We start from the raw sequence: 21,277 nt of genomic DNA on the forward strand, positions 1-21,277 counted from the left end.
GTCTATGCATCATTATCATATAACCCTAAACATCTTCTGAGTTACCGATTTTCTTCCTGTATTCTTATCAAGTTCATTTCTTGCATTATTCAAGTCCTCCATGCGTTTTAGCTCATTCTCGGCATCTTCAAGTCCGAGATGCGTATAGGTGTTGAGTGTAACTCCTATTTCGGAATGTCCCATAAGGTATTGCAGTGTTTTCGGATTCATACCTGATTTTGCCATATTCGAGCAGTATGTATGTCTGCAAATATGCGGTGTGATGTTCGGCATTTGTATTCGATAAATGTCATTGTATCTTTTTACCATGTGATTAAATCGGTGTTCCCAGTGCATTGCTACTAATGGATTGTTATCTTTATCATAAAACAAAAATCCGGCATATCCGTCAATCATTTTTTCTCTTTGCTGCGGTTCTCTGTCCTCGATAATGGCTTGAAAACACTTTGCCACTTCCTCTGTAATTGGAAGTTTTCTTGTTCCGGCATTGGTTTTCGTTGATTCAATTACATATTGCATATCTGAGGTTCTCTGAAGCTGATGGTCAATATTTACAATTCGGTTCTTTAAATCAATATCTTTGAGTGTCAGACCGCAGAATTCCGATATTCTCATTCCTGTATGGAATAGGATATAAACCACCTCATAATACTTACAATAGCAGTTATCATCATGCACGAATTTCAAAAACTGTCGCATTTGCTCTCTTGTTATTGCAGTTCGCGTATGTGAATCATTCACCACAACTCCGGCAAGCTGAAATTCAAATGGATTCTTATTTAAAATATCATCATCAACAGCCATCTGAAATGCAGGTCTTAGAACTCCGCGTACCGACTTGACTGTACTGTAACCTTTGCCGTCACTCTGCATTTTAATAAGGAAAAGTTTTGCATCCGATGTTTTAACGTCTGCTATTTTCGCCTCGCTAAATTCCTCTTTTTTCAAGATATTCTTTACAAAGTTATAGTTTGCAACTGTACTGTGTTTTGCTCCTGTTTTTGTGGATAGGTATCGCTCTACAAGTTCGTTCACTGTTATATTTCTTTTCATCGGATCTAACTGCGATTCCAAGTCGTATCCTATCTGCTTTTCAAGTTCCCTCAGTGAAAGACACGGTTTCTTTCCTGCAGGTAATTTGTCCGTAGGTTCAAGTTTCCAACTGTACACAAAATGCGGTTTGCCTGCTATATGATACTTAAACTGATATTTTCCGTCTGCTCTCATTGACTCTCCCGCTCTCAAAACTCTATGTTTTGAATCGCGTCTTATTCTTCCTCTGATCCCCATTATCTGCACCTCCTAAGTTCCGGATGTTTTAAGATATACCTCTCAAATGCCGTTCTGATAATCAATCTTCGACTGCCATAGAAAACGATAAAATCATGAACAGTTTTTTCTCTGATAAGAGAATGAAACTTTCTTTGGCTGAGGTTGAAATATTCAATCGTTTCTGACAGATTTAATAAATCCTTTTTCTCTGCTGTTGCTCTCTGCATAAAATTTCTTCCTTTCTGTTCTTTAATTTTCACTTTTAGTTTGATTATAAGCTTTATTAAGCTTGCACTATATATCACTCTAAAATCTCATAAAGTCAACTACTTACGGCAAATAAAATCAATTTATATCGTAGAAATTCGGCAGAGATGTTCCTCAAATTTAGGACGTATTATTAAATATCTGTTGCCACTGTAAATAGAGAATACTCCGAGATTATCTTCCGCCAGTCTGCGGATTTTTTTGACTCCGATATTGAAATATATACTTGCTTCTCTTATGGTAAGCATATATTTTTCTCCGAGTGTTATAGGTACATTTTTCTCTTCATTCATTGCAATCACCTCTGTTATTTATATATTGTGGTTCTCAAATAATAAAAATAATGCCCGTTAAGAAAATCAATCTCTAACGGGCATAAACTCAACTATTCACTTTTACCATCCCATCTGTTTTCATATACTCCTGCTCTGTCATTTATAACAAAGACTCTCAGAAGTTCATCGGTCAAGCTCAGACAGCCGTTTTCGTCACCTTTAAGAAATCCCTTATCCATCATTTTCTGAACGGTAGGTCTTGCCCATTCAGGCATATTGTCATCAACATAATTGTAAATCATTTTGCTGTTCAGTTTATTCACATCAGCCTGTAATTTTGCGATTTCTGCTTTCAACTCCGTATATTCCTTACTCATAATTTCTTCCTCGCTTTCTGCCGTTTCATAATCCGGTCTGCAGAACTTTGTTCCCGCAAGATTACTTATATAATATCCTTTTCTGCAGACACCGCCGCCGTTTGCAACAACCGCACTTCCGGCTGACGTATTTCCCTCAACAGTAGTGAAATAATCACCGTCCACGCCGGTTACAATTCCCGTATGCGTAAATACCCCATTATGATTAAATATAACAATATCGCCCCTTTTCGGATTTGCGTACAATTTAAAAAGTCCCGACATTGTCGGACAATATACATACGGATAATGCTTCAATAATTGATGTGCCTTATCCACTCCGAAAACCTTGGTAAAGCACCATGTAACAAACACCGCACACCACGGCTGTCCTTGATATTCGTTTTTTATATCACGCCAATACTTAGTATAATTGTTCATACCGGCATTCGCTGTTTTATCATCAAGCTGTGAATTACTTGACTTCTCCAAATAGCCGACTTCATTATCGGCTGTCTGAATCAATTTATCTATTGCAGTCATCTCTTACTCCTTATCATCGTTAGGTGTATCGTATGTCAATGCACGTTTGCTGTCTGTAAATCCTGTTGTTGTAGGGTCTGTAATTGCGTTATATACACTGACAATTACAAGGCTCAAAATGTACGGGCTTGAAACCGCCTTTATAAGTACTTCCCCCAATACCGACCACGAGTTTAAATCCTCGGCTGTAAGTCCGAGATATGCCAGTATCGGCATAATTACAGACAGCAATATCTGTGCCCAAAACATAGGATTTCTCATTCGTACTTTCCAGTTAATCATTTTACATATCCCCTTTCAGTTCATCAATTTGGTGCTGCTGAGATTTAAGTGTATTTTCCGCAATAGCCACTCGTTCAACAACACTGTTGTGTTTTTCTACTTTGCGTTCAAGCTGTTCAATTCTGTACAGTGTCTTATTGTTTGAAACAATACCTGCAATAATAGAACCGCCGAGCGTTCCTACAAGCGACAAAATCGCCACAACAACCGTACTTTCCATAGTCAGTACCCCCCTTATCAGTTATTTTCTAATTTTTCTACTCTTTCGAGCAGGTCTTTTATTGTATTAAATATATCACTCCTTCCTATACAAATCGGCTTTCCGTCTATATAGATATATTCCGCTATATCTTCGTCTTCTGCCACTATATATACGGTTCTTTCGTCATCACTTTCATTTCCCGATTTTGATGTTATGCTTATATTGTCAATCCCCATTTCAACGCTATTTACATAAGAATAAATCTCAAGTCCAGTAACCTTACTTGCGGACTTATCATAGAAAGCAATCTCACCGCTTAATTTTGCTGATTCATTATTGTTTGTAATGCAATATGATACCGTTTTTGACTCGTAATTGACTTCTATTCGGCTATGAACCCAACAGTTAAAAAAGTTGTCTTTCCACGTCAAGTCACTGTTTATGTAATAATACTTTCCGTCTTTTGTACCTTGCGTGAAAACAACTCCTGTACTGTCATACGAACCTCTGCTTGATTCTCCCGGACGCTGTGACAAATCAGACAGTCCTATATACCAGCGGTCGGTATTTATTTTCGTATCAAACTCAATTATCAGTTCTTTTGCATTAGCCGTATATTTTGAAAAGTCAAGATAAGCAAAAGCATACATATTCGCAGCATTTGAACCGGTTACAATTTTTTGATACTTGTTGCCGTCACTTTCTTCCGCAACGGATACAGTACATCTATTTATAGCATTGAATTTTGAAACACCGTCTGAAAAACCAAATTCAACAGACATTGATGGCAGTACGCCTACAACTTTTTTCTTCAGATACCCTTCTGTTTCAAGCATAGCCACATCAGCCTTGCCGTTCCAATTTTGCTTGTCACCGGCAGTAACGTGAGTTTCATCACTGCCGATATGGTTATTCACTATATCCTCAAGTGCATCTAAATCTTCGCCTTTTGCCAATCGTATATCTTCCGGCATACTTTATCACCCCACGCTATTCCTTTACAAAATGATCTTTAGGATTATAATAAATATAATTGTTATCCGTACTCCAATCATTCCAAGAAAGCTTACTCACAATGCCACTGCTGATACTCCACAAGTATCTATGGCGTCCATATACCGTTCCGTCCGGATAGATTACAGCCTGAACATTATATATTTCACTTTCGTCACCGGATTCGGCAGCCCACGACACTAAAAATACGGGTGCATTCGATTTATTCGGCAGTTGAGCGTTATTTCCTACCTGCACTATATCAGTCTTATATGTACCGTTTTGATACTGACTGTATGTAATTCCGAAACTGTCAATATTACTGCAAGTGCCGATATTATCTTTATCAAACAACAGCAGAGCATAAGTGCTGTCCAATGTTGAAGATACCAATTCGGAGATTTTTTTATCCACTGCTTGCACCAAGTTCTGCACAAATGCGGTTGTTGCTATTCTCGTTGAAATATCAGAATGACGGCGGAGTCGGAGATTTCGGTGTACCCGTAAAACTTGGTGAATTTTTGTCCGCTTTGCCTGACAATGCCGTCTGTATGCCTTGTATCAGTCCCTGCACAAAAGCAGTAGTAGCAATCTGTGTAGAATTTGTACTGCTTGACGCAGTCGGTGCGGTTGGTGCACCCGTAAAACTCGGTGAATTTTTATCTGCCTTAGCAGACTCCAATGTTTTAATAAGTGCGTCGATATTTGTAAAATTCTCATTGAGCACCTCTACATCAATAGTGTCGGACGGTGCCGGCAGTTTAAAATTATGATTTGATGTGTATTTCATTTTTCACGCCTCCTTATAAAAAATGTGCATATGGCTTATTATCTTTAAATACCACATATGCGTTTGCTCCATTTTCTCTTAAATATACCTCATTGTTTTCTACATACAGCCACGTTCTGCCGTCATAATCTTTAACACCTCCCCATGTAAATATTTTTGCATTGCCCCATGTCCCAAGTTTTTTCTGTACTTCGCTCCAAGTATTGCTTTGAAACTCATAATTCACTTGAAGATGTGCGGGCTTAACCTCATCCACCGCTGATTTTATTTGTTCAAAATTATACGGCACTCCTTTACGTCCGCTGAATCTAACAGCCACTGTGTAATTTTTATAGTCCTCGGTTATTGTACAGCCTGTTCTGTCATACATTAAAATAAGCTGTTCAAGTTCCGATTTTGTCAGAAGATTATTTCCTTGCAGTCTTGCAATTACTCTCGCTCGCTTAGTTTCATTATCTGCCGTAATTTCAGATAGCCCGACATCTTTTTCATGCAGCAGAAAACTGTCCGTGGTAGTAATAAACAGACGCTTATCTTCATCAGAAATATCTTCCGAAACTTTATCAAGTATTGTTTGAACAACACTGTAAAAGTCCCTTACCGTCTTTGATTTTCTATAGTAATTCGGAAGTCTGTCAATCATTTCAACACCACGCTTTCAAGCACAGGTACCGCTCCGTCCGCTATTTTGATATTTTCTGTTCCGCTGTTGACCTTTAAATCCGTATAATCCTCAACACCCGATATTGATAATATAAGGCTGCCGATTTTGGCATACGATATATATTCCTTTTTTATTGCCTCTCCCGACAAATAGTCTTTTAATACATTTTCAACTGTTGTCTGTATATCTGATGTATTATCAGCTGTCAGCCTAACTGATATATTTATCATAACAGGTGACGCACTGACCACTGTAACTTCTGCACCGATTGGTCTGTTTTCCTCAATGTGCTCTTTCACTTTTGAAATAAGTTCACTGTCTGCGGGACGGTTATCAGCATCTACAATTACTATTTTTACTGTCCCCGCTCCGTTCCAAAGCGGTATTACTTTTACATCTCCTACTCCGCTTACTTCTTTTGCCCATTCAATATAATGATATTTATTTCCGCTGACATTCGGACGTGACACTTTTTCAAGGTATCGTTCCAATAAGTCTGCATCACTCTCCGCATCATAACCGCCTGTAAAATCCGTTATATTCTGAACGGCTGTAATTCCGGGAAGCGTTATAGGGAATCGATTTATATCTCCTTTTTTCAGACTTCAACAGAACCGTTTTCAGCAATGCTCACTGTTTCATTTACTTCAAACAGGACATTATCCGCCGCAACCTTTGCACCTTTCAAAATCACTTCACCTCGGTTTCCGCTGATTAGCAGTGTACCTTTTGAATAAGTGGCTGTTTTACGAACTATATTCTGCTCGGCTGTCTTGCGGTCAAGGTATTCTCCCTCTGCCGTCACGGCAAATGTGTTTTCTGACAATCTGCTTATCCTTTTCTGCAAAAGATATATTTGTTCTGCCACGGGATAAAGAAGATCATAAAAAAACGAGCCGACCGAAATATCATATTCTTCCGGCACGCTCGACAGCATATATTCAATTATTTCATCAAGTGTCATATGGTGTACACCTCCGCACTTTCTCCGTAAGCTGTGTTTAATGTGAAAGATATTTTAAGTATCGCTCCGACTTTCTCTGCTGAAAAACCGCTCATACTATAAATATCCTCATTCCGCAAAAGTGTTGTTTCTATTTCTCTGCGAAGTTCCGATTCTGCAAAATCAAAGTTATATGATTTTCCTATCACCAAATCTTCAATATTTGCACCGTATTGTTTGTCTTTGTATATGGAGTATCTGTAAAGCTGTGTCCGCATACATTTTTGTATCCATAGCTTAAGAGCATTAATGCCCGATAAAATAACGGGATTGCCGTCTTTCATAACAAATTCGCCGTTACCGAAATCAAAATCAAATGTCTTTTTCATTATTCGGTTACTCCTATCACAACAAACTTGTTGTCGTTGTCATACGGCAATAAAACTACTTCTTTTCCGAGGTATTTGTATTCCGTATGATTGTCCCTCTCTTGTGTTTCATAAATATCAAAGACCGATTTTATATCACTGTCATCAAGTAAAATATTGTTTCCAAGCTGTATTACAAGTTTCGGCAGAGATATAATTCTGCCGAACATCGGTGTATATGATGACGGATTGTCTCTTGCTTTTATGTGCCTTGCTAAATCTGTAACTCCACTCATATCATTTTTCCTTTCAACGAAAAAAGCGACTACCTAAGTAATCGCTTTATATTTTAATCTTCTTTTCTGAATCTTGCATTAAATGCTTAGCCTATGAATAATAACTTTAAATATTATTTTTAAACAGCAGTATTATAATGACCCACCTCATTTCCTCTTAGCTTACTAATAGAATAATCCTCTCGTAATGTATCCAATTTGTATTTATTTTTATACTCTGACAGAAGAGTATGTAATTCTCTTAAATTATCAATATAATCCACCAATATGTTAATATTTTGAACATTTTTACTATTTTCAAATATCTTGAATGGTTCATCTGGGAAATTTAGCATTCCTATCGGCAAATTTTCATAATATCCGATATGATCTTCAGATGCCCGTATATAAAGCATAAAGGAATTTCCCTTTCCTACAAACACATCAATGAATTTAGAATTTTTTACTTTAATAATCTCATTAATAATTTCATCATCTAAATATGTATGATACTGCAAAAACAAACTCTCTAAATTTTCATAAAAATTCTGGCATTTCATTTCTAAATATTCATGCCATTTCATTCTATTCTTTTTATCTTTATGTAAAAAGATTGTATCAGCATCACTATTTATGTCCAACTTTTTTATTTGTCTATAAAATTTATCATTAAAACATTCTATATCCGACTTACCCTTATGAATTTCTTCCCATTCTTCTTCCGTACAACAATTCTTACACATAAGTAACAAAAGATAAACAGAATCTTTATAAAATGAAGATAATTTACTGATCACTTCTTTTTCGACTGGTTTCTTTCTCTTTTGTTGAGGAATAAATACAGTCAATAGATATACAAAATATCCAGTTATATAGCCCGTTGCAATATTTAGCATAGATGCATCTACCGCTTTTTTGTGACATAATATTTGATTAATAATCTTATAATCTAACACCTTGAACAAAGGGATTTCTGACCACTTAATTGAAAGATACAAAGCTATAGAAAAAAATATGTGTAACACATATTTTTTAAAATATTTTATAATTGTTTTTATAATGCTTTTTATATTATTTCTATATTTTAAATTCATTATATCCCCTTTGATTATATACCTCATTCATATACATTGAAAATATTGTTTATTCTCATTCGTTCATAAAAAGATAATACAAAAGAAATCATTCTATGTTTTTATCTTCTATTTCATATTTTCTCACTTTTAATATTTTCAGCTAATTATACGCGTTCTAATTTAATAAAATGTCCTCTCTTTGAATAAACTTTTTGAGCCACATATCCATAATTGTGTAAATTTTCGCATATAAATATTGATATATCTTCTCCATCATCATCTGTTTCTAGTCCAAACTTTTCTTTAAACCAATTTGAAGTTTCGGTATATATCACTTTAAAATTTTTAGTTTTCATATACTTAATAAACTCCTCCGATATATTTTTTATGTATTCATGCAATAGCTTTTCGCCATCCTTAGATAATACATATATACTGTCATGTACTTTATCCTTTTCAGCAAAGCCCAGTTCTATAAATTTTTTTATTCCATCAATCTGCTCCAAATCATCTTCATTGCAACATGATGTAAATGTATAAAATAATAATATAAATTCTATAGCCTCTTTATAGCTAAACAGTGATAAATCTGCCATATTTATATCTCCTTAATCACTAAAGCATTTTGTTTTTATTTCAATATACAAATGATTACAATTGTTTCATAATACTTTTATATGTGTAACAACAGTGCAAATAGCTATCAGAAAGTTTATATAGCCATCTCGTTTTCTACCATATATTTTTTGTAGTAATCTCTCACTTTTTAATTCATAATCCATAACAATTATAGCAAAATAAACAAATATTGTCAACACAGATCATTTATTATAATATTAGTGTATTGTAAGCTTGTTAATTATTATATCATATTATATTTTTATCGACATATAATTCAGGTCATAGACTATTCTTTCAATTATAAAAGCGACTACCTAAGTAATCGCTTTATATTTTAATCTTCTTTTTCTGAATCTTTAATTAAGTCCTCAGCTTTTTTGCATCCGCCTTCTACCCATTCTTCAAATTCAGTCTGTACTCGCACAGGCTGATTAATTTGTTCTTCCACCGTTTACACCTGCTTTGCTTTTATTCAATAATAATCGGTAAATCATATAAGTGAAATTCTACTACATCACCATCACATAATTTCTTCTTATATCTTGTTATATATTGTTTTACCCTATTATTCTTATATCTTGTTATATACTGTTTTACCCTATTATTCTTGTCTCCTATTAAAATAATATTCTGCACAATCTTAGGCAATCTCCTCACAAAATTAATCTTTTTTAGATCATTATCCAGTATCTTATCTATCCGCTTTAAATACTCAAAAAAGTCTTCATCTTTTTCAATCATAGGATATCCGTATATTGTATATTCCCCTTCATCATCTTTAAACACTATACTATATTTAATATTATTACACATGTGTTTCCTAAGCTTCACTATGTTATATTTATTTTCAATTTCTTTACTTGGTATAAACTTCTTTCTTTTTTCTAAATCACACTTTACTCTGGTCACTTTTGCTAAAATGTATTCACTTCCTACTAACATAGCTGTGAGTGTTCTATGATTACCGTCACCTGTCAAAAAATATTCATCATCACATTCATAGTATACCATTTTCACTGGTCTTGTTAACTTTTCGTATGATTTTTTCAACTCTTCCAACGGCATTTTTTCCAGATATTCAAAACAAGCTTCAAACCTTTCTTTTTTTCTTTCTACCTTTTTCATTTTTCTAACATTTTCATATACACTATCCCCTACAGTGCCTCTTGATACTCCTATGACCTTATTCAGTGGAACTAATTTTTTATATGTATTTTTATATGTATCTTCACAATCATGATAATAATCTTTACGATCCATTAAAATCTTATTTTTCATTTTATCAATATGTTCAGCACTTACGCCAAATTGCAGCAAATACTCGGTTAAATCACCATCAAACTCACACTCATCTTTTTCTTCATTAAAAAGATACATATCATGCACCACCTTCCATACAAATTTCTTTAACAATTAAAAACTATTATAACAGAAACAACAAATATTATCAATAGATATATCACTCAAGTTTACTCAACTCCAGTTTATCAAAATGCCAGCCGTCTTTATAACTGTGGTTTGTGCTTTCGATTGCATACTTCACACCGTCTACCGATATAACTTCTCCGGCTCTGGTATAGCTGTCATATTTCTCTACTATTTCAAGCGAAAAAGTTTCATTCACCTTTGCATTTTCGTTAAGTTCGCGTTTTGCAACTGTATCGGCATTTTCTTTTTCGGTATCTATCTTAACAATTTTCTGCAAAAAGCCATATTTATCAATAAGGTCACGATTCTGCAAAACCATCAATTCCTTATACACATTATCCTTTTCAGATGTGATTTTAATAGAGTTGTACATATCCTCAATAGATATGCTATGGCTTACATTGCCTCTATAATCAATCGAATATTCCTGTCTTACATTACTCGCCACCTGAAATTCGGGATAGGCTGTCAAATCTCCGATTTTGTATATTCTCAATCCTTCCGGCACAAAATCAAAATTATAATTTCCGCCGCACTTTTCGAGAATATCTTTGAGTATATCCGATACGGTTTTATCAAAATATATCTGCTTTATATTTGCAGTCAATTCCGGCAGCATTACAATAGATATAGACAAGTCATTACAGATTTCTTTGATTGCATTGGCTGCCGAAATATTTTTAAACTGATATGTCTGACTTGTTTTATTAAGATACCACCCAAGGTCAGCAATAGTATATTTATTACTGTTCTTGTCACCGTCATCTGCCTTAGTTATTACTCCCCGAAAAATCTCTGCATTGGTTACCATTCTGATAATATCGCCGACTTGCGGTGTGTACATCAAATCTTTCAGGTATGTTGCGTCACTTTTCGCTATATCAAAAGACATTGTAGTTGCAAGTTCATATATACTGTTTTTCCACGACAGATTTCCTATCATTTCGGTTATATCGGTATCATTTGCATACATTCTCAGTTCATCAGTCGGCGTAATAGGAGTAAGGTTCTGCATTGCAGGATGAATGTTTTCCTTAACTCTGTTATTCCATACAGCCGTAGGTTCTTTTTCTCCGCCGTATGAATTTTCCGAATACATATAGCTTTCCATACTTCCGGAAGATGATGTTCCGTTTGACTTATCGGAGTATTCCGGATTAAACACATAATCATAATTACCGCCTGCAAAGCTCCATGTATGACTTCCCACAGTTCTGCAGTTGCTTGTCCCTCCTGTATTACCTTCAACAGTAGTAAAACTGTTACCGCTTACAGAAACAATTATTCCGGTATGTCCCTCACGCAGAAATATATCTCCTGCGTGAGGTGTATATGTACCATTTGTAACTTGATGTTTTGAATGAAGTCTGCCGTTTCTTCGTGCCCAATCAATACAGTTAGGGCAGTATGAGTAATTAGGAACTATACTTGTCGGAACACCGCACTGTCTTACAACATAGCTTACAAATGCCGCACACCACCAAAAGTTATATCCTATATTCTCAACATTGTCGGAATACCAATGAGTGTATTTATTGTTATTTCCGCACTTGCCCCCTATTTCCTGCATTTCTTTTCTTGCACGTTCCGCAACATCAAATCCCGATGACATTATTCAAGCAGCCCCAATCTATCCAACCACACAATTACACGCAAATCATCATATTTTAAATTCCATCCTTCGTCCGTTCCGCTGAGTACACCCTTGTCAACAGCCTTTTGGACACTCTTTCGTGCCCACTCCGGCATGTTTTCATCAATATAGTTATATATCATTGGATTTGCAAGGGTTTCAACAAGTCCTACAAGGTATGCAACTTGTTCTTTGAGTTTATTAAGTTCTTCCATATCAATTTCATCCTCTGCATTGCTTTGATCCTCATAATTCAGAAGATTAAACTCCTCTAAATCAAGTGTGTACCAAAGGTCACCGTCTGTCTTTATTGTGTATTTAAAGTCCTTGACCGCAACAGCCATATTTATCGGTGTTTCTGTAATAATGAGGCGTATAGGAAGTTTCAGGTCTATCCATGTATCAATTTTATATACATATTCCCACCCCTTCATTGACTTATCACGAAGATACGGATAATCTCTTATTGGGAAAAAGCTTGAAATAGAAATGCTTTTTAATTTCGGACTTCCTATCAGCATAAGTTCGCCATGCGATACTGTTTCAAATGTTTCGGTTGACTGTGGTTTGCTTATAGTAAACTGTGACGGCAAAACGGGAATTTTCAATATATCCGCTCTGTTATTTACGCTCAAATATATATCCAAATTCGCACCTCCGACCTAAAAAAACTGCAAAGAAAAAAAGCCGTCATGAGTTGACAGCCACCAAAATCACATATTCTCCAATACTTCAACAATTCTTTTTGCCACCTTATTTGCCAAAGTATCATCATCTTCGCCGTTTGAATACACAGTAACATTTATCTGGTTTATTATGCTCGGTTTCTCATTTGCAGACACCGGTTTCATATAGTTCTGCAGTGTGTTCCAAAATCTGTCGAGCGGAAGAATTGCCTCTGCTCCGGATTCACCTCCGACCATAGGGAAACCGCCGTTCATACCGAACATTGTAGGACGTGTCATAATACCGCCTTTTGCATACCATTGTATGCCTAATTTCGGTATCGGTGTATTGATACCGGCAATACTGATAGTTCCCGTCTGCACAATATGCGGAGTTTTAATAATACCTTTTATCCCGTTCCATACATTGCTTATTGTACTCTTTATTGAATTAAAGACGCTTGACACTGTGTTTTTGACTGAATTAAACACATTCTGAAATGTTGTTCTTATACTGTCTATTACTGTTTTAATTCCTTCTGTAACATTCGTTACAACCGTCTTTATATTGTCAAAAGCAAGTCCTGCGGATAATGTTATCGTATTCCAAATATTTATTATAACATTCTTCGCACCGTCAATTATTAATGTAATACCGCTTATCACATTCTGTACACCGTTTTTTATAGTTTCGGTATTTAATGTAAATATACCGACTATGACTTGGAACACACCGGATATTGTTGTTTTAATGCCTTCAAATATTCCTGCCACCGCCGTTTTTATATTTTCAAAAACAGATTTTATGTTATCAAAGAACATTTGAAAATTCTGCTTTATTCCGCCTATAATATTCGATATTACCGTTTGTATATTTAAGACGGTATCGGATACTTGATTTTTAATGCCGTCAATAACTTTTCTGACAGTTGCTTTGACATCATTCACAATCTCGGAAATTACATTCTTAACCGGAGCAAGTGCTGTACTTACCGAAGTTTTTATTTCTGCAAATTTTTCAGTAATTGCGGTTTTTATCGAAGTAAATTTCTCCGCAACTTTGTTCTTTATTCCGTTTGCGGCATCATCGATTGACGATAACTTTTCTCCGACAGCTTCTTTAATTCCGGTAAATTTCTCACTGATTTTTGTCTTTATACCGTTAAATGCACTTATGCATTTATCCACCATCGGTTTCAAAGCACCTTCATTATATGAATTTCTCACAAATTCAAAGGCTTTTGAAAAGGCACTGCCAAACACATCTTTTATGCCTGATAATTTTTCTTTGACAGTATTCAGCATAGGAGAAAGTTTTGTTTTTACACTCTCAACAACCTGTCCGAGTTTTCCGCCTGTAAGAGAGTTTATTGCATCATAGCCGGTCTTGTAATATTCTTTTATTGCTGTCATAGTACCGGCGACTGCACCTTTTATTCCTCCGCCGTGTTCCTGATATGCATTCTTGATGTTATTCAGTTTTGTTGATACCGCATTTTTAATACCGTCCCAAACATTTATTGCCGTTTCCTTGACTTTACCCCAAGCATTTGAAACTGTATCTTTTATCCCATTGAACACATTCTTTATACCGTTCCAGAGATTTTTTGCTGTTTCCTTTACCTTGTCCCAATGTTTAAAGAGCAGAACACCCACCGCAATAACCGCACCGATAGCAATAACAACAAGACCTATCGGTGATGTGACAAACGTCATTATTGCACCGAACACTCCCGTCACCACATTAAGTGCCTGAGTTGCGGCAATTTGAGCGATAGTCGCAGTTGTAAGCGGTGCAAAAGCAGCCGCCTGCGTTCCTGTCATGACAGCAGAAAATGCAATTAGTCCGTTTCTTATCCCCTCGACTACATTTGCAGCCGCAACAGCAATTTTATATGCGGTTACCGCTCCGGCAATTCCGGCAATCACAGGTGAAAGTGTGCTTGCAGCGGATATTACACCCGAAGCAATATTCATCACTGCCGCAAGTGAATTGCACAAATTCGGTACTACTACATTTGCAAGTGTCTGAATCAATTCAGTACCGTTTCCGCTGAATGCGTTTACAATGCTGTTCCTGACATTATCAAACGCATTATGAAGTCGTTCTATTGCCGGCTGATTATTTTGAATTGCATTCTTTACAGCGTTAAATACCGTGCTTGCAGTATTATAAATTGTCTGAATTGCAGAAAATAATTCGTTTCCTATTGCAACAGTAACATAAGAAATAGCGGGAGTTAATGCACCGAGTCCGTCAGACATAGACTGAAGAACGCCTTTAAACTGCGATGAACCGAGTGCATCAAATATCGCAATTTTCACACCCTCGAACTGCGACTTTAACAGTGTGAGTTTACCGCTTACCGTGTCATTCATAGTGTCAGCCATTTTTAAAGCCGCACCTTCCGAATTATTTATAGCGTCAGACAATGAGTAAAAATCATCAGGACTTGCATTCACGATTGACAGAAATCCCGACAGTGCATTTTTTCCGGCAATCATTGTTGCATACTGACCTTTTTGAGCATCGGTAAGTGTTGAGAAGCGTGTCTGAAGTTCGGGAATAAGCACCGATAAAGGTTTCATACTGCCGTCCGTATTTACTGCAGAAATTCCCAAAGCCGACATAGCCGCATCTACTTCTTTGGTAGGTTTAGCCAACCTTGTCATAACACCTCTCAGAGAAGTACCTGCGTCCGAACCTTTAACTCCGGCATTTGCCATCAGACCGAGTGCTGTGGTGGTATCTTTCATTGAATATCCCATTGCACCCGCAGTTGCCGCAACATTTTTAAAGGACTCGCCGAGCAAAGATACATTTGTATTTGACTTTGACGATGCAACCGCCAAAACATCAGCGAACTCACCGCTGTCACTTGCTTTAAGTCCGAAAGCGGTCAAGGCATCGGTTACAATATCAGATACACCGGCTAATTCCTCACCGCTCGCAGCGGCAAGGTTCATTATTCCCGCAATGCCGTCAATCATCTGCGATGAATTCCAGCCTGCCATACCCATATATGACATAGCCTCTGACGCTTCTATTGCAGAAAATTTGGTTTTAGCACCCATTTCCTTTGCTTTCTCGGAAAGTGCGGTCAGTTCTGCACCTGTTGCCCCCGAGATTGCGGATACGTTTGCCATTCCCTGTTCAAACTCTCTGCCGGTATTCACTACATCTTTGCCGAAGTCAATCGCTTGACGTACACCGACAAACGCTCCTACGACTACTGCCGCCTTAGATGCCAACGAGGTTATAACCCCGCCTACTCCGGAAGACTGATTTCCGAAGTTTTTCATTCCCAACGTTGTACCGTTTAAACTGTTTCTAAGGTTATTGCTCGCATTGACAGCGGACTTCATATTGACGAAAAAATTACCGTTGTTAAGGCTTAAAGTTGCACCTATATTACGAGCCAAATTTTACGTCACCCACTCCCCAATAACGCCTTATACTTCTCCGTCTCCTCTTCCACAGCAAGTTCCATACTCGCCTTTAAAAATATTTTTTCAGACAGTGATAACCTTGCAAGCCTGTCCCAATCAAATCCCTTTTGAAGATAGAAATGAATAAGCTGCAGGTCACCGTCCGTCTGTATTAGTTTTTTACAGCTTCCACACCGCCCATATATCCGGCAAGTTTCATACACTCAATCGCAATCTGCGGTATTTCACCCGGTGCAAATATAATTTCAATAATATCCATAGGCACTGCACAGCCGAATGTGTCCTGTACTTCCTTCGACTTAAGGTCAGGTTCTTTAATGCATTCATAGCACATATATTTATCACCCTCACCTGCCTCCATATCATTTGCATCACGGCAAAGTGCTCCGTCCGGTTCTTCAATCGTTATAACCGAATCAATGGACTTAATATATAAATCCATTGTCTTTTTAATTTTCTTTGACGCAATCATCTGCTCCTTACGTCGTAAAAGTTCTGCTAATGTTAATTTTGTAGCCTTATTCATTTTAGTGTCCCTTTCTTTTTCCTTAATAAAAAAACAGCTGTATAGCCGTTAATTTTTTAGTGTCCCTACCATTAAAAATATAATCTTTTTATACACACGGGTCAGCGATTGTATCAAGATACTTGAATCCGACAAATCCGCCCGAAAATTCATCTTCGGTAATTTTTCCGTTTTCAAATGCCTGAAGTGTAAGTTCGTCAAGCCAGCATGACATAAGCTGTACTCTTTCTGTACCGCCGTTATCGGGGTCCTCTAATTTTGATATAAGCGACAATCGCTCATCAATACCCGCCGAAAGTTTCTCCGCATACGTTTTGCCTCTTGAATAAATCTTTTTTATTTTCGCTGTCCAAGTACCGGACACACCCATCAGTTTACTGTCGTCCCACATTTGCCCCGAAAAGTTTATCGTTTCACGGTTTGTTTTGATTTTTGCTTCAAATGAAGTTATTTCATAACAAATACTGTTGTTCCACCAAAAATAGCCGTGCGTACCGCTGATTACTTTTCCGACAGCGGGAAGCTTTCTTTCTCTTGCCATTGTTTACTGCCTCCCTTACTCCATATTTATAGAAAATTTCAAATCCTCTATTGCATCACAGAATGTTACATCCGCCGTTACAAAGACATAACTGCCCGTCTTTGCCTTACGAATCTGTTCATCACTGTACTCGGATATATCATATTTTTGTGCAAGCCAGTCACGTTGTGCATTAACATCTATATCCGCTGTATTTTCCGCATCGCCGTACAGTACGCCTTCTCTTACAAGTCCGTCAAAATACTGATTAATAGCAGCTACAAACATAACCTTATTGTCATAGCTGTTATTAATTCCGATATAGTTATTCTCAAATGCAGAACGAATATCGTCACGCATTAAGTCCATACCCTCAATAATTTTGATTTTCTTCATATCTTCGGTCTTATCACCGCTTAAAATATGCAGCGAATTTACACCTCGTGCGACTTTTACTTTTTCGCCGTCATTGATGAGTATAAACTTACCTTCGTCTATATCTTCATCGGGAGTAAGACTCTCCGTTATAGAGTCAATTTCCGAAAGAACTTGATATGTTGCACTCTCCGTCATTGACATTCCTGCAAGCAAGCCTGCAATTCTTGCACAATATTCATATGCCGAATATGTCTTTGCTCCTACTTTGATGCCACTCGAGGAAAAGTTAACAATGCCCTCATTATTTGCCGCAGAACAAGGCAAAACCGCTTTGAATGTCTTTTTTGCCGCTCTCTGTGCTATAATCCAATTCTGCAGTTCTTCCGTCAAATCTTTATGTGGTTCCAACCCCGGAAACGTCAGCCAGTTCCACGACTTATTTCTAAGGCGTGCCAAGGCGGCGTTATATGACTTTTTGAAGTCCTCGCCTGTTCCCGCTCTTTCCACAAGCACTCGTTTCGGTTTACCGAGAAATATTTTATTCAAGTAGTCAAGATTTGCCGTTGTCCAGTCTGATTTCACGATATCGGCTTCATAGTTATATGTATAACTTAAATTTTCATCTCCGACTTTGGTTGAATCTTCAAGAATAACCGCTACAATTCCGTTCTGACTTCGTGTTACCGCAGTCTGTGCCTTCGTCTTAAATTCAATTAAAATTTCAGGTAACCCCATTTTTATCCCCCCGTATCACAAGTTCGCTCATTTCATCATACTTTTCTGTTTTATCCACAGCCTGAATGAAATTTATATCAAAATACACATACATTGCACTCTTTTCAATTTCAAAATTCATTTCATGAATAGTCAGATGTCTGTCCATAATATCGAAAGTCGGGTACAAAAAAAGCTCTTTTATCCTGCTGTAAGCACCTATACAGTCCTCCACAGTTTCAAGAGCCGATATATATTTTAATTCTACCGAAACAGTAAGTTCCTCAAGTGCACCGCCACAGCACAGAGGCTGTACATCTGAAGGATACGCAGAAACAAACACTGCCGGTTTTAAAAATCCCTCATCTACTTCTGATGCAACTACGTTAAATCCGGCATTCGCAAGGATTTCCGCAGTTCGTGTCTGTATATCTTTTTCTGTAATCATCTCTACTCCTACATTTGTATATCTTTTGTTATTTTATCAAGCAGTTTTTCTGCACCCAAGTTGAATTTTGCCTGTGCCTCCGATATTGATTTTTCAAGCATAAAATCACCTTGTACATATCCGCCGGATTTAATGCCTATTGCAGAACGCTGTACACGATTAAGTTTTCTGCCTCTTTCCCGAGTTCTGCCGCCGCTTACAATCTTGTGACCGAGTTCAACAAGATGTGCATGAGGTGCTGTTGACTGAACTCTCACTACTCTTACTTTACCGCCCTTATACAGTTTTACTTTTTTCGTTCTCCATGAGTTTCGGAGCTTCTTTGTCCTTACCGGTGTAAGTGATTTTGTTCTCTTATTTACGGCACGTCCTTCTGCCATAAGGAATGCGTCTGCTTGACTCGGATAATTCTTCTCGCATTGCTTCATAGCTTTTTCAAGTTCGTCAAATCCGAATACATCAATATTCCTTGCCATTTCGGTCTTTCTCCTTTGCAACAATTTGCAATTCCGTATTGTTTTCGCCTATGTTAAGAACAGAAACAATATCAAGAACCTTTAGTCCGAACATGATTTTCATATCCTCGGTTATATTCGGAAAATACCTTGTTGTAATTTTGTATGTGGTTTCTGCACGCAGTTTTTGTGACTCCTCATACTCACGTCCCGACATCGGAGAAACATTTGCCCATACGGCATACTCATTCAAAGAAAGCTGATGTGAATACAGCTGTCCGCCGCCTGCTGATTTCCATAATGCGTTGCCTTTGTTATCAGTCAGCACATACACAGAAGTTTCATCGGCATTAATGTCACTGCTTAATTTAGGTTTGAACGGAATCCAAACCGGTACATTTTCATTCATTGAATTTAATCTTTTATCAAGCGGTTTCAAAAATATAACCCGATGACGCAGTTTTGAAAAGTCCATTAAAATGCCGCCTTTCTGTATGGTCTCAGCAATGTATAAAATATACTCGGTACGCCGTTTTTAGTTCCGTCACGCTGTTCAAAGAAATATCCTATACACACAAGCATGGCTTGTTTATAGCTTTCCGGCAGTTCGTCAGGTATTGCAAGACGTGTATAATTTTCACACATTTCCCCTGCTAAGAGAATAAGTATTCGGAGATAGTTGTCCTCTGCGTCAGAATCCAAATGCAGATACTGTTTAACCTCTTCAATCGTCAGCATTTTCTTCTTCCTCCGTTTTAGACTGCACTGTTTTAGATTTAGTGTCCCTTCTTGTTGTTTTTGTGTCCCTTACTTCTTCCGCAAATCCGCACTGAACCAAATCTTCGCCTATTTTCTTTTCAACATCAACAGTCTGACCTTCAGAAAAACTGAAAGTCAAACCCGAACATGAAGTTGTTATCTTTATTTTCATTTTACCCTCCTATTATTTCATCTGAACAGTCTTAACCGATTCAGGCAATATCAGCTTTCCGTCTAATCTTTGGAATACACGGAAACCGACTTGTCCGTTCTTTGCAAAAAGTTCATTCAATCTTTGGAATGAACGTCCTTGTCTGTCAGCCACCCAATAATATGATAAATCACCAAACAGCAATATCTTATTGCCGGACTCTATCTCAGGCATATATGCAGAAGTATGTATCGGACGGTTAAGAATTGTATCCGGCTGTCCCGCCTGCAGACCCGGTTGCCATAAATACTGACCGTTACTGTCTTTAAGTTTTCTTATAGCCTTTATTGTACTGTCGCTTGACATAAATACGGCATTCTTTCGATACGGTGTTCTAAGACTGTGATATAGGTCAATTATTTCATCTGTCGTAATTGCGTTTGACGCAGCAGACGTAACCCCTACTTCAGCCGTATTTAACACACCTGTCGGTTTTCCTGTACCGTTGCCGTTGATAAATGCCAATTCCTCTGCCGCACCCATTCTTCTTGCAAATTCCGATGATATGTATGTTTCAAGATTAAATGCGGAGTCATTGAGCAGTTCTTCCGATACTTTTATAATCGTACTGAGCTTATGAGCTCCAAGAGATACCGTTCCGAACTCATCATCGCTTTCAGTGTATTCCGAGCCTTCATCTGTCCACACAGCCTCACCGTGAGATGCAACTACCGGAATCTTTTTATCACCGTTTGCACTTGTTATGATTGTAGTTAATCCTCGCATAATGTTTTCATCGGCAAGTTTGTCAATAAGAACTGTCTCGTATTCGTCCGGAACAAGATATCCGCCGTCACTGTCAGTACCAATCTGCAATGTATCATGTACCGAATATGACAGCTGATTATTCTTCATAAGCTTCCAAAATGCCTGCTTATATTCGTTACTTGCTCTGCCCGTTTTTGTATTACCGTTCGTTTTAGGTGTTTCAAGAACGGGTGTATTAACAGGAGAATTCAGTCTTTTTTCCATCTCTGCCTGACGTTCTAAAATATCTATCTCTTTGCCGAGAGCAACAATTTCACTCTCCATTTTTTCATATGTTTCTACGTCCTCTGCCGAAAGCATATCGTTTTCTCGTTTTGCATTATCAAGAAATTTCTTTGTCTTTTCCCATAACGCTGCCCTTTTTTGTCTTAAATCAGTTATTGACGCCATTTATA

The 21,277-nt window shown here is 37.3% G+C and carries 29 protein-coding genes; all 29 read right to left on the bottom strand.

Annotated elements, in window-relative coordinates:
- Window positions 1-15: 15 nt before the first annotated feature.
- Window positions 16-1,290, bottom strand: a complete 1,275-nt coding sequence (locus ACSAMO_RS04400) for a site-specific integrase (protein WP_499209929.1) — start codon at window positions 1,288-1,290, stop codon at window positions 16-18.
- The gene (locus tag ACSAMO_RS04405; RefSeq protein WP_147513765.1) at window positions 1,290-1,499 is read right to left on the bottom strand and encodes an excisionase; all 210 of its coding nucleotides are present in this window, start codon (window positions 1,497-1,499) and stop codon (window positions 1,290-1,292) included. The genes ACSAMO_RS04400 and ACSAMO_RS04405 overlap by 1 nt, the downstream gene beginning before the upstream one ends.
- A 123-nt stretch (window positions 1,500-1,622) precedes the next feature.
- Complete coding sequence (locus tag ACSAMO_RS04410) at window positions 1,623-1,832, bottom strand: excisionase (RefSeq protein WP_022229161.1); 210 nt, start codon at window positions 1,830-1,832, stop codon at window positions 1,623-1,625.
- A 92-nt stretch (window positions 1,833-1,924) separates the two neighbouring features.
- Window positions 1,925-2,713: a CHAP domain-containing protein gene (locus ACSAMO_RS04415; protein WP_499209930.1), complete on the bottom strand. Its 789-nt coding sequence runs from the start codon at window positions 2,711-2,713 to the stop codon at window positions 1,925-1,927.
- Window positions 2,714-2,716: 3 nt separating this feature from the next.
- A complete protein-coding gene (locus ACSAMO_RS04420) occupies window positions 2,717-2,995 on the bottom strand; it encodes a phage holin (protein WP_499209931.1) in 279 nt (92 codons plus the stop codon).
- 1 nt (window position 2,996) lies between these two features.
- Entirely contained in the window at window positions 2,997-3,215 is a 219-nt protein-coding gene (locus ACSAMO_RS04425) for a hypothetical protein (protein WP_022229158.1), read from the bottom strand.
- 17 nt (window positions 3,216-3,232) lie between these two features.
- A complete protein-coding gene (locus ACSAMO_RS04430; RefSeq protein ID WP_499209932.1) occupies window positions 3,233-4,171 on the bottom strand; it encodes a hypothetical protein in 939 nt (312 codons plus the stop codon).
- Between the two features lie 16 nt (window positions 4,172-4,187).
- On the bottom strand, window positions 4,188-4,604 hold the full coding sequence (locus ACSAMO_RS04435) for a hypothetical protein (protein WP_499209933.1): 417 nt from the start codon (window positions 4,602-4,604) through the stop codon (window positions 4,188-4,190).
- Window positions 4,605-4,656: 52 nt separating this feature from the next.
- Entirely contained in the window at window positions 4,657-4,980 is a 324-nt protein-coding gene (locus tag ACSAMO_RS04440; RefSeq protein WP_499209934.1) for a hypothetical protein, read from the bottom strand.
- A gap of 13 nt (window positions 4,981-4,993) precedes the next feature.
- On the bottom strand, window positions 4,994-5,623 hold the full coding sequence (locus ACSAMO_RS04445; RefSeq protein ID WP_499209935.1) for a putative phage tail protein: 630 nt from the start codon (window positions 5,621-5,623) through the stop codon (window positions 4,994-4,996).
- The gene (locus ACSAMO_RS04450; protein WP_499209936.1) at window positions 5,620-6,135 is read right to left on the bottom strand and encodes a baseplate J/gp47 family protein; all 516 of its coding nucleotides are present in this window, start codon (window positions 6,133-6,135) and stop codon (window positions 5,620-5,622) included. Before ACSAMO_RS04450 ends, ACSAMO_RS04445 begins: the two co-directional genes overlap by 4 nt.
- A gap of 107 nt (window positions 6,136-6,242) precedes the next feature.
- Window positions 6,243-6,608: a hypothetical protein gene (locus ACSAMO_RS04455; RefSeq protein ID WP_499209937.1), complete on the bottom strand. Its 366-nt coding sequence runs from the start codon at window positions 6,606-6,608 to the stop codon at window positions 6,243-6,245.
- Entirely contained in the window at window positions 6,605-6,976 is a 372-nt protein-coding gene (locus ACSAMO_RS04460) for a DUF2634 domain-containing protein (protein WP_499209938.1), read from the bottom strand. Before ACSAMO_RS04460 ends, ACSAMO_RS04455 begins: the two co-directional genes overlap by 4 nt.
- Window positions 6,976-7,251: a DUF2577 family protein gene (locus ACSAMO_RS04465; RefSeq protein WP_022228772.1), complete on the bottom strand. Its 276-nt coding sequence runs from the start codon at window positions 7,249-7,251 to the stop codon at window positions 6,976-6,978. The genes ACSAMO_RS04460 and ACSAMO_RS04465 overlap by 1 nt, the downstream gene beginning before the upstream one ends.
- Window positions 7,252-7,370: 119 nt before the next feature.
- A complete protein-coding gene (locus tag ACSAMO_RS04470; RefSeq protein ID WP_499209939.1) occupies window positions 7,371-8,324 on the bottom strand; it encodes a hypothetical protein in 954 nt (317 codons plus the stop codon).
- A 146-nt stretch (window positions 8,325-8,470) separates the two neighbouring features.
- Entirely contained in the window at window positions 8,471-8,902 is a 432-nt protein-coding gene (locus ACSAMO_RS04475) for a hypothetical protein (RefSeq protein ID WP_499209940.1), read from the bottom strand.
- A gap of 493 nt (window positions 8,903-9,395) precedes the next feature.
- The gene (locus ACSAMO_RS04480; protein WP_499209941.1) at window positions 9,396-10,304 is read right to left on the bottom strand and encodes a hypothetical protein; all 909 of its coding nucleotides are present in this window, start codon (window positions 10,302-10,304) and stop codon (window positions 9,396-9,398) included.
- Between the two features lie 82 nt (window positions 10,305-10,386).
- The gene (locus ACSAMO_RS04485; RefSeq protein WP_499209942.1) at window positions 10,387-11,967 is read right to left on the bottom strand and encodes a CHAP domain-containing protein; all 1,581 of its coding nucleotides are present in this window, start codon (window positions 11,965-11,967) and stop codon (window positions 10,387-10,389) included.
- Window positions 11,967-12,635 (bottom strand): hypothetical protein, encoded by a 669-nt coding sequence (locus ACSAMO_RS04490; protein WP_412644535.1) that lies wholly within the window; start codon window positions 12,633-12,635, stop codon window positions 11,967-11,969. Before ACSAMO_RS04490 ends, ACSAMO_RS04485 begins: the two co-directional genes overlap by 1 nt.
- Window positions 12,636-12,701: 66 nt before the next feature.
- On the bottom strand, window positions 12,702-16,076 hold the full coding sequence (locus ACSAMO_RS04495; protein ID WP_499209943.1) for a phage tail tape measure protein: 3,375 nt from the start codon (window positions 16,074-16,076) through the stop codon (window positions 12,702-12,704).
- 178 nt (window positions 16,077-16,254) lie between these two features.
- On the bottom strand, window positions 16,255-16,629 hold the full coding sequence (locus ACSAMO_RS04500) for a phage tail assembly chaperone (RefSeq protein WP_499209944.1): 375 nt from the start codon (window positions 16,627-16,629) through the stop codon (window positions 16,255-16,257).
- A gap of 88 nt (window positions 16,630-16,717) precedes the next feature.
- Window positions 16,718-17,170: a phage tail tube protein gene (locus ACSAMO_RS04505; protein WP_499209945.1), complete on the bottom strand. Its 453-nt coding sequence runs from the start codon at window positions 17,168-17,170 to the stop codon at window positions 16,718-16,720.
- Between the two features lie 15 nt (window positions 17,171-17,185).
- The gene (locus ACSAMO_RS04510; RefSeq protein ID WP_499209946.1) at window positions 17,186-18,262 is read right to left on the bottom strand and encodes a phage tail sheath subtilisin-like domain-containing protein; all 1,077 of its coding nucleotides are present in this window, start codon (window positions 18,260-18,262) and stop codon (window positions 17,186-17,188) included.
- A complete protein-coding gene (locus ACSAMO_RS04515) occupies window positions 18,249-18,689 on the bottom strand; it encodes a phage tail terminator family protein (protein WP_499209947.1) in 441 nt (146 codons plus the stop codon). The genes ACSAMO_RS04510 and ACSAMO_RS04515 overlap by 14 nt, the downstream gene beginning before the upstream one ends.
- Before the next feature lie 8 nt (window positions 18,690-18,697).
- Window positions 18,698-19,165 (bottom strand): HK97 gp10 family phage protein, encoded by a 468-nt coding sequence (locus ACSAMO_RS04520; RefSeq protein WP_499209948.1) that lies wholly within the window; start codon window positions 19,163-19,165, stop codon window positions 18,698-18,700.
- Window positions 19,149-19,619 (bottom strand): phage head closure protein, encoded by a 471-nt coding sequence (locus ACSAMO_RS04525; RefSeq protein ID WP_499209949.1) that lies wholly within the window; start codon window positions 19,617-19,619, stop codon window positions 19,149-19,151. The genes ACSAMO_RS04520 and ACSAMO_RS04525 overlap by 17 nt, the downstream gene beginning before the upstream one ends.
- Window positions 19,619-19,882, bottom strand: a complete 264-nt coding sequence (locus ACSAMO_RS04530) for a head-tail connector protein (RefSeq protein ID WP_499209950.1) — start codon at window positions 19,880-19,882, stop codon at window positions 19,619-19,621. The genes ACSAMO_RS04525 and ACSAMO_RS04530 overlap by 1 nt, the downstream gene beginning before the upstream one ends.
- Entirely contained in the window at window positions 19,869-20,075 is a 207-nt protein-coding gene (locus tag ACSAMO_RS04535; protein WP_412577957.1) for a hypothetical protein, read from the bottom strand. The genes ACSAMO_RS04530 and ACSAMO_RS04535 overlap by 14 nt, the downstream gene beginning before the upstream one ends.
- A gap of 12 nt (window positions 20,076-20,087) precedes the next feature.
- Window positions 20,088-21,272 (bottom strand): phage major capsid protein, encoded by a 1,185-nt coding sequence (locus tag ACSAMO_RS04540; protein WP_499209951.1) that lies wholly within the window; start codon window positions 21,270-21,272, stop codon window positions 20,088-20,090.
- Window positions 21,273-21,277: the final 5 nt, after the last annotated feature.

The organism is Ructibacterium sp. SJQ-7, assembly GCF_054696575.1.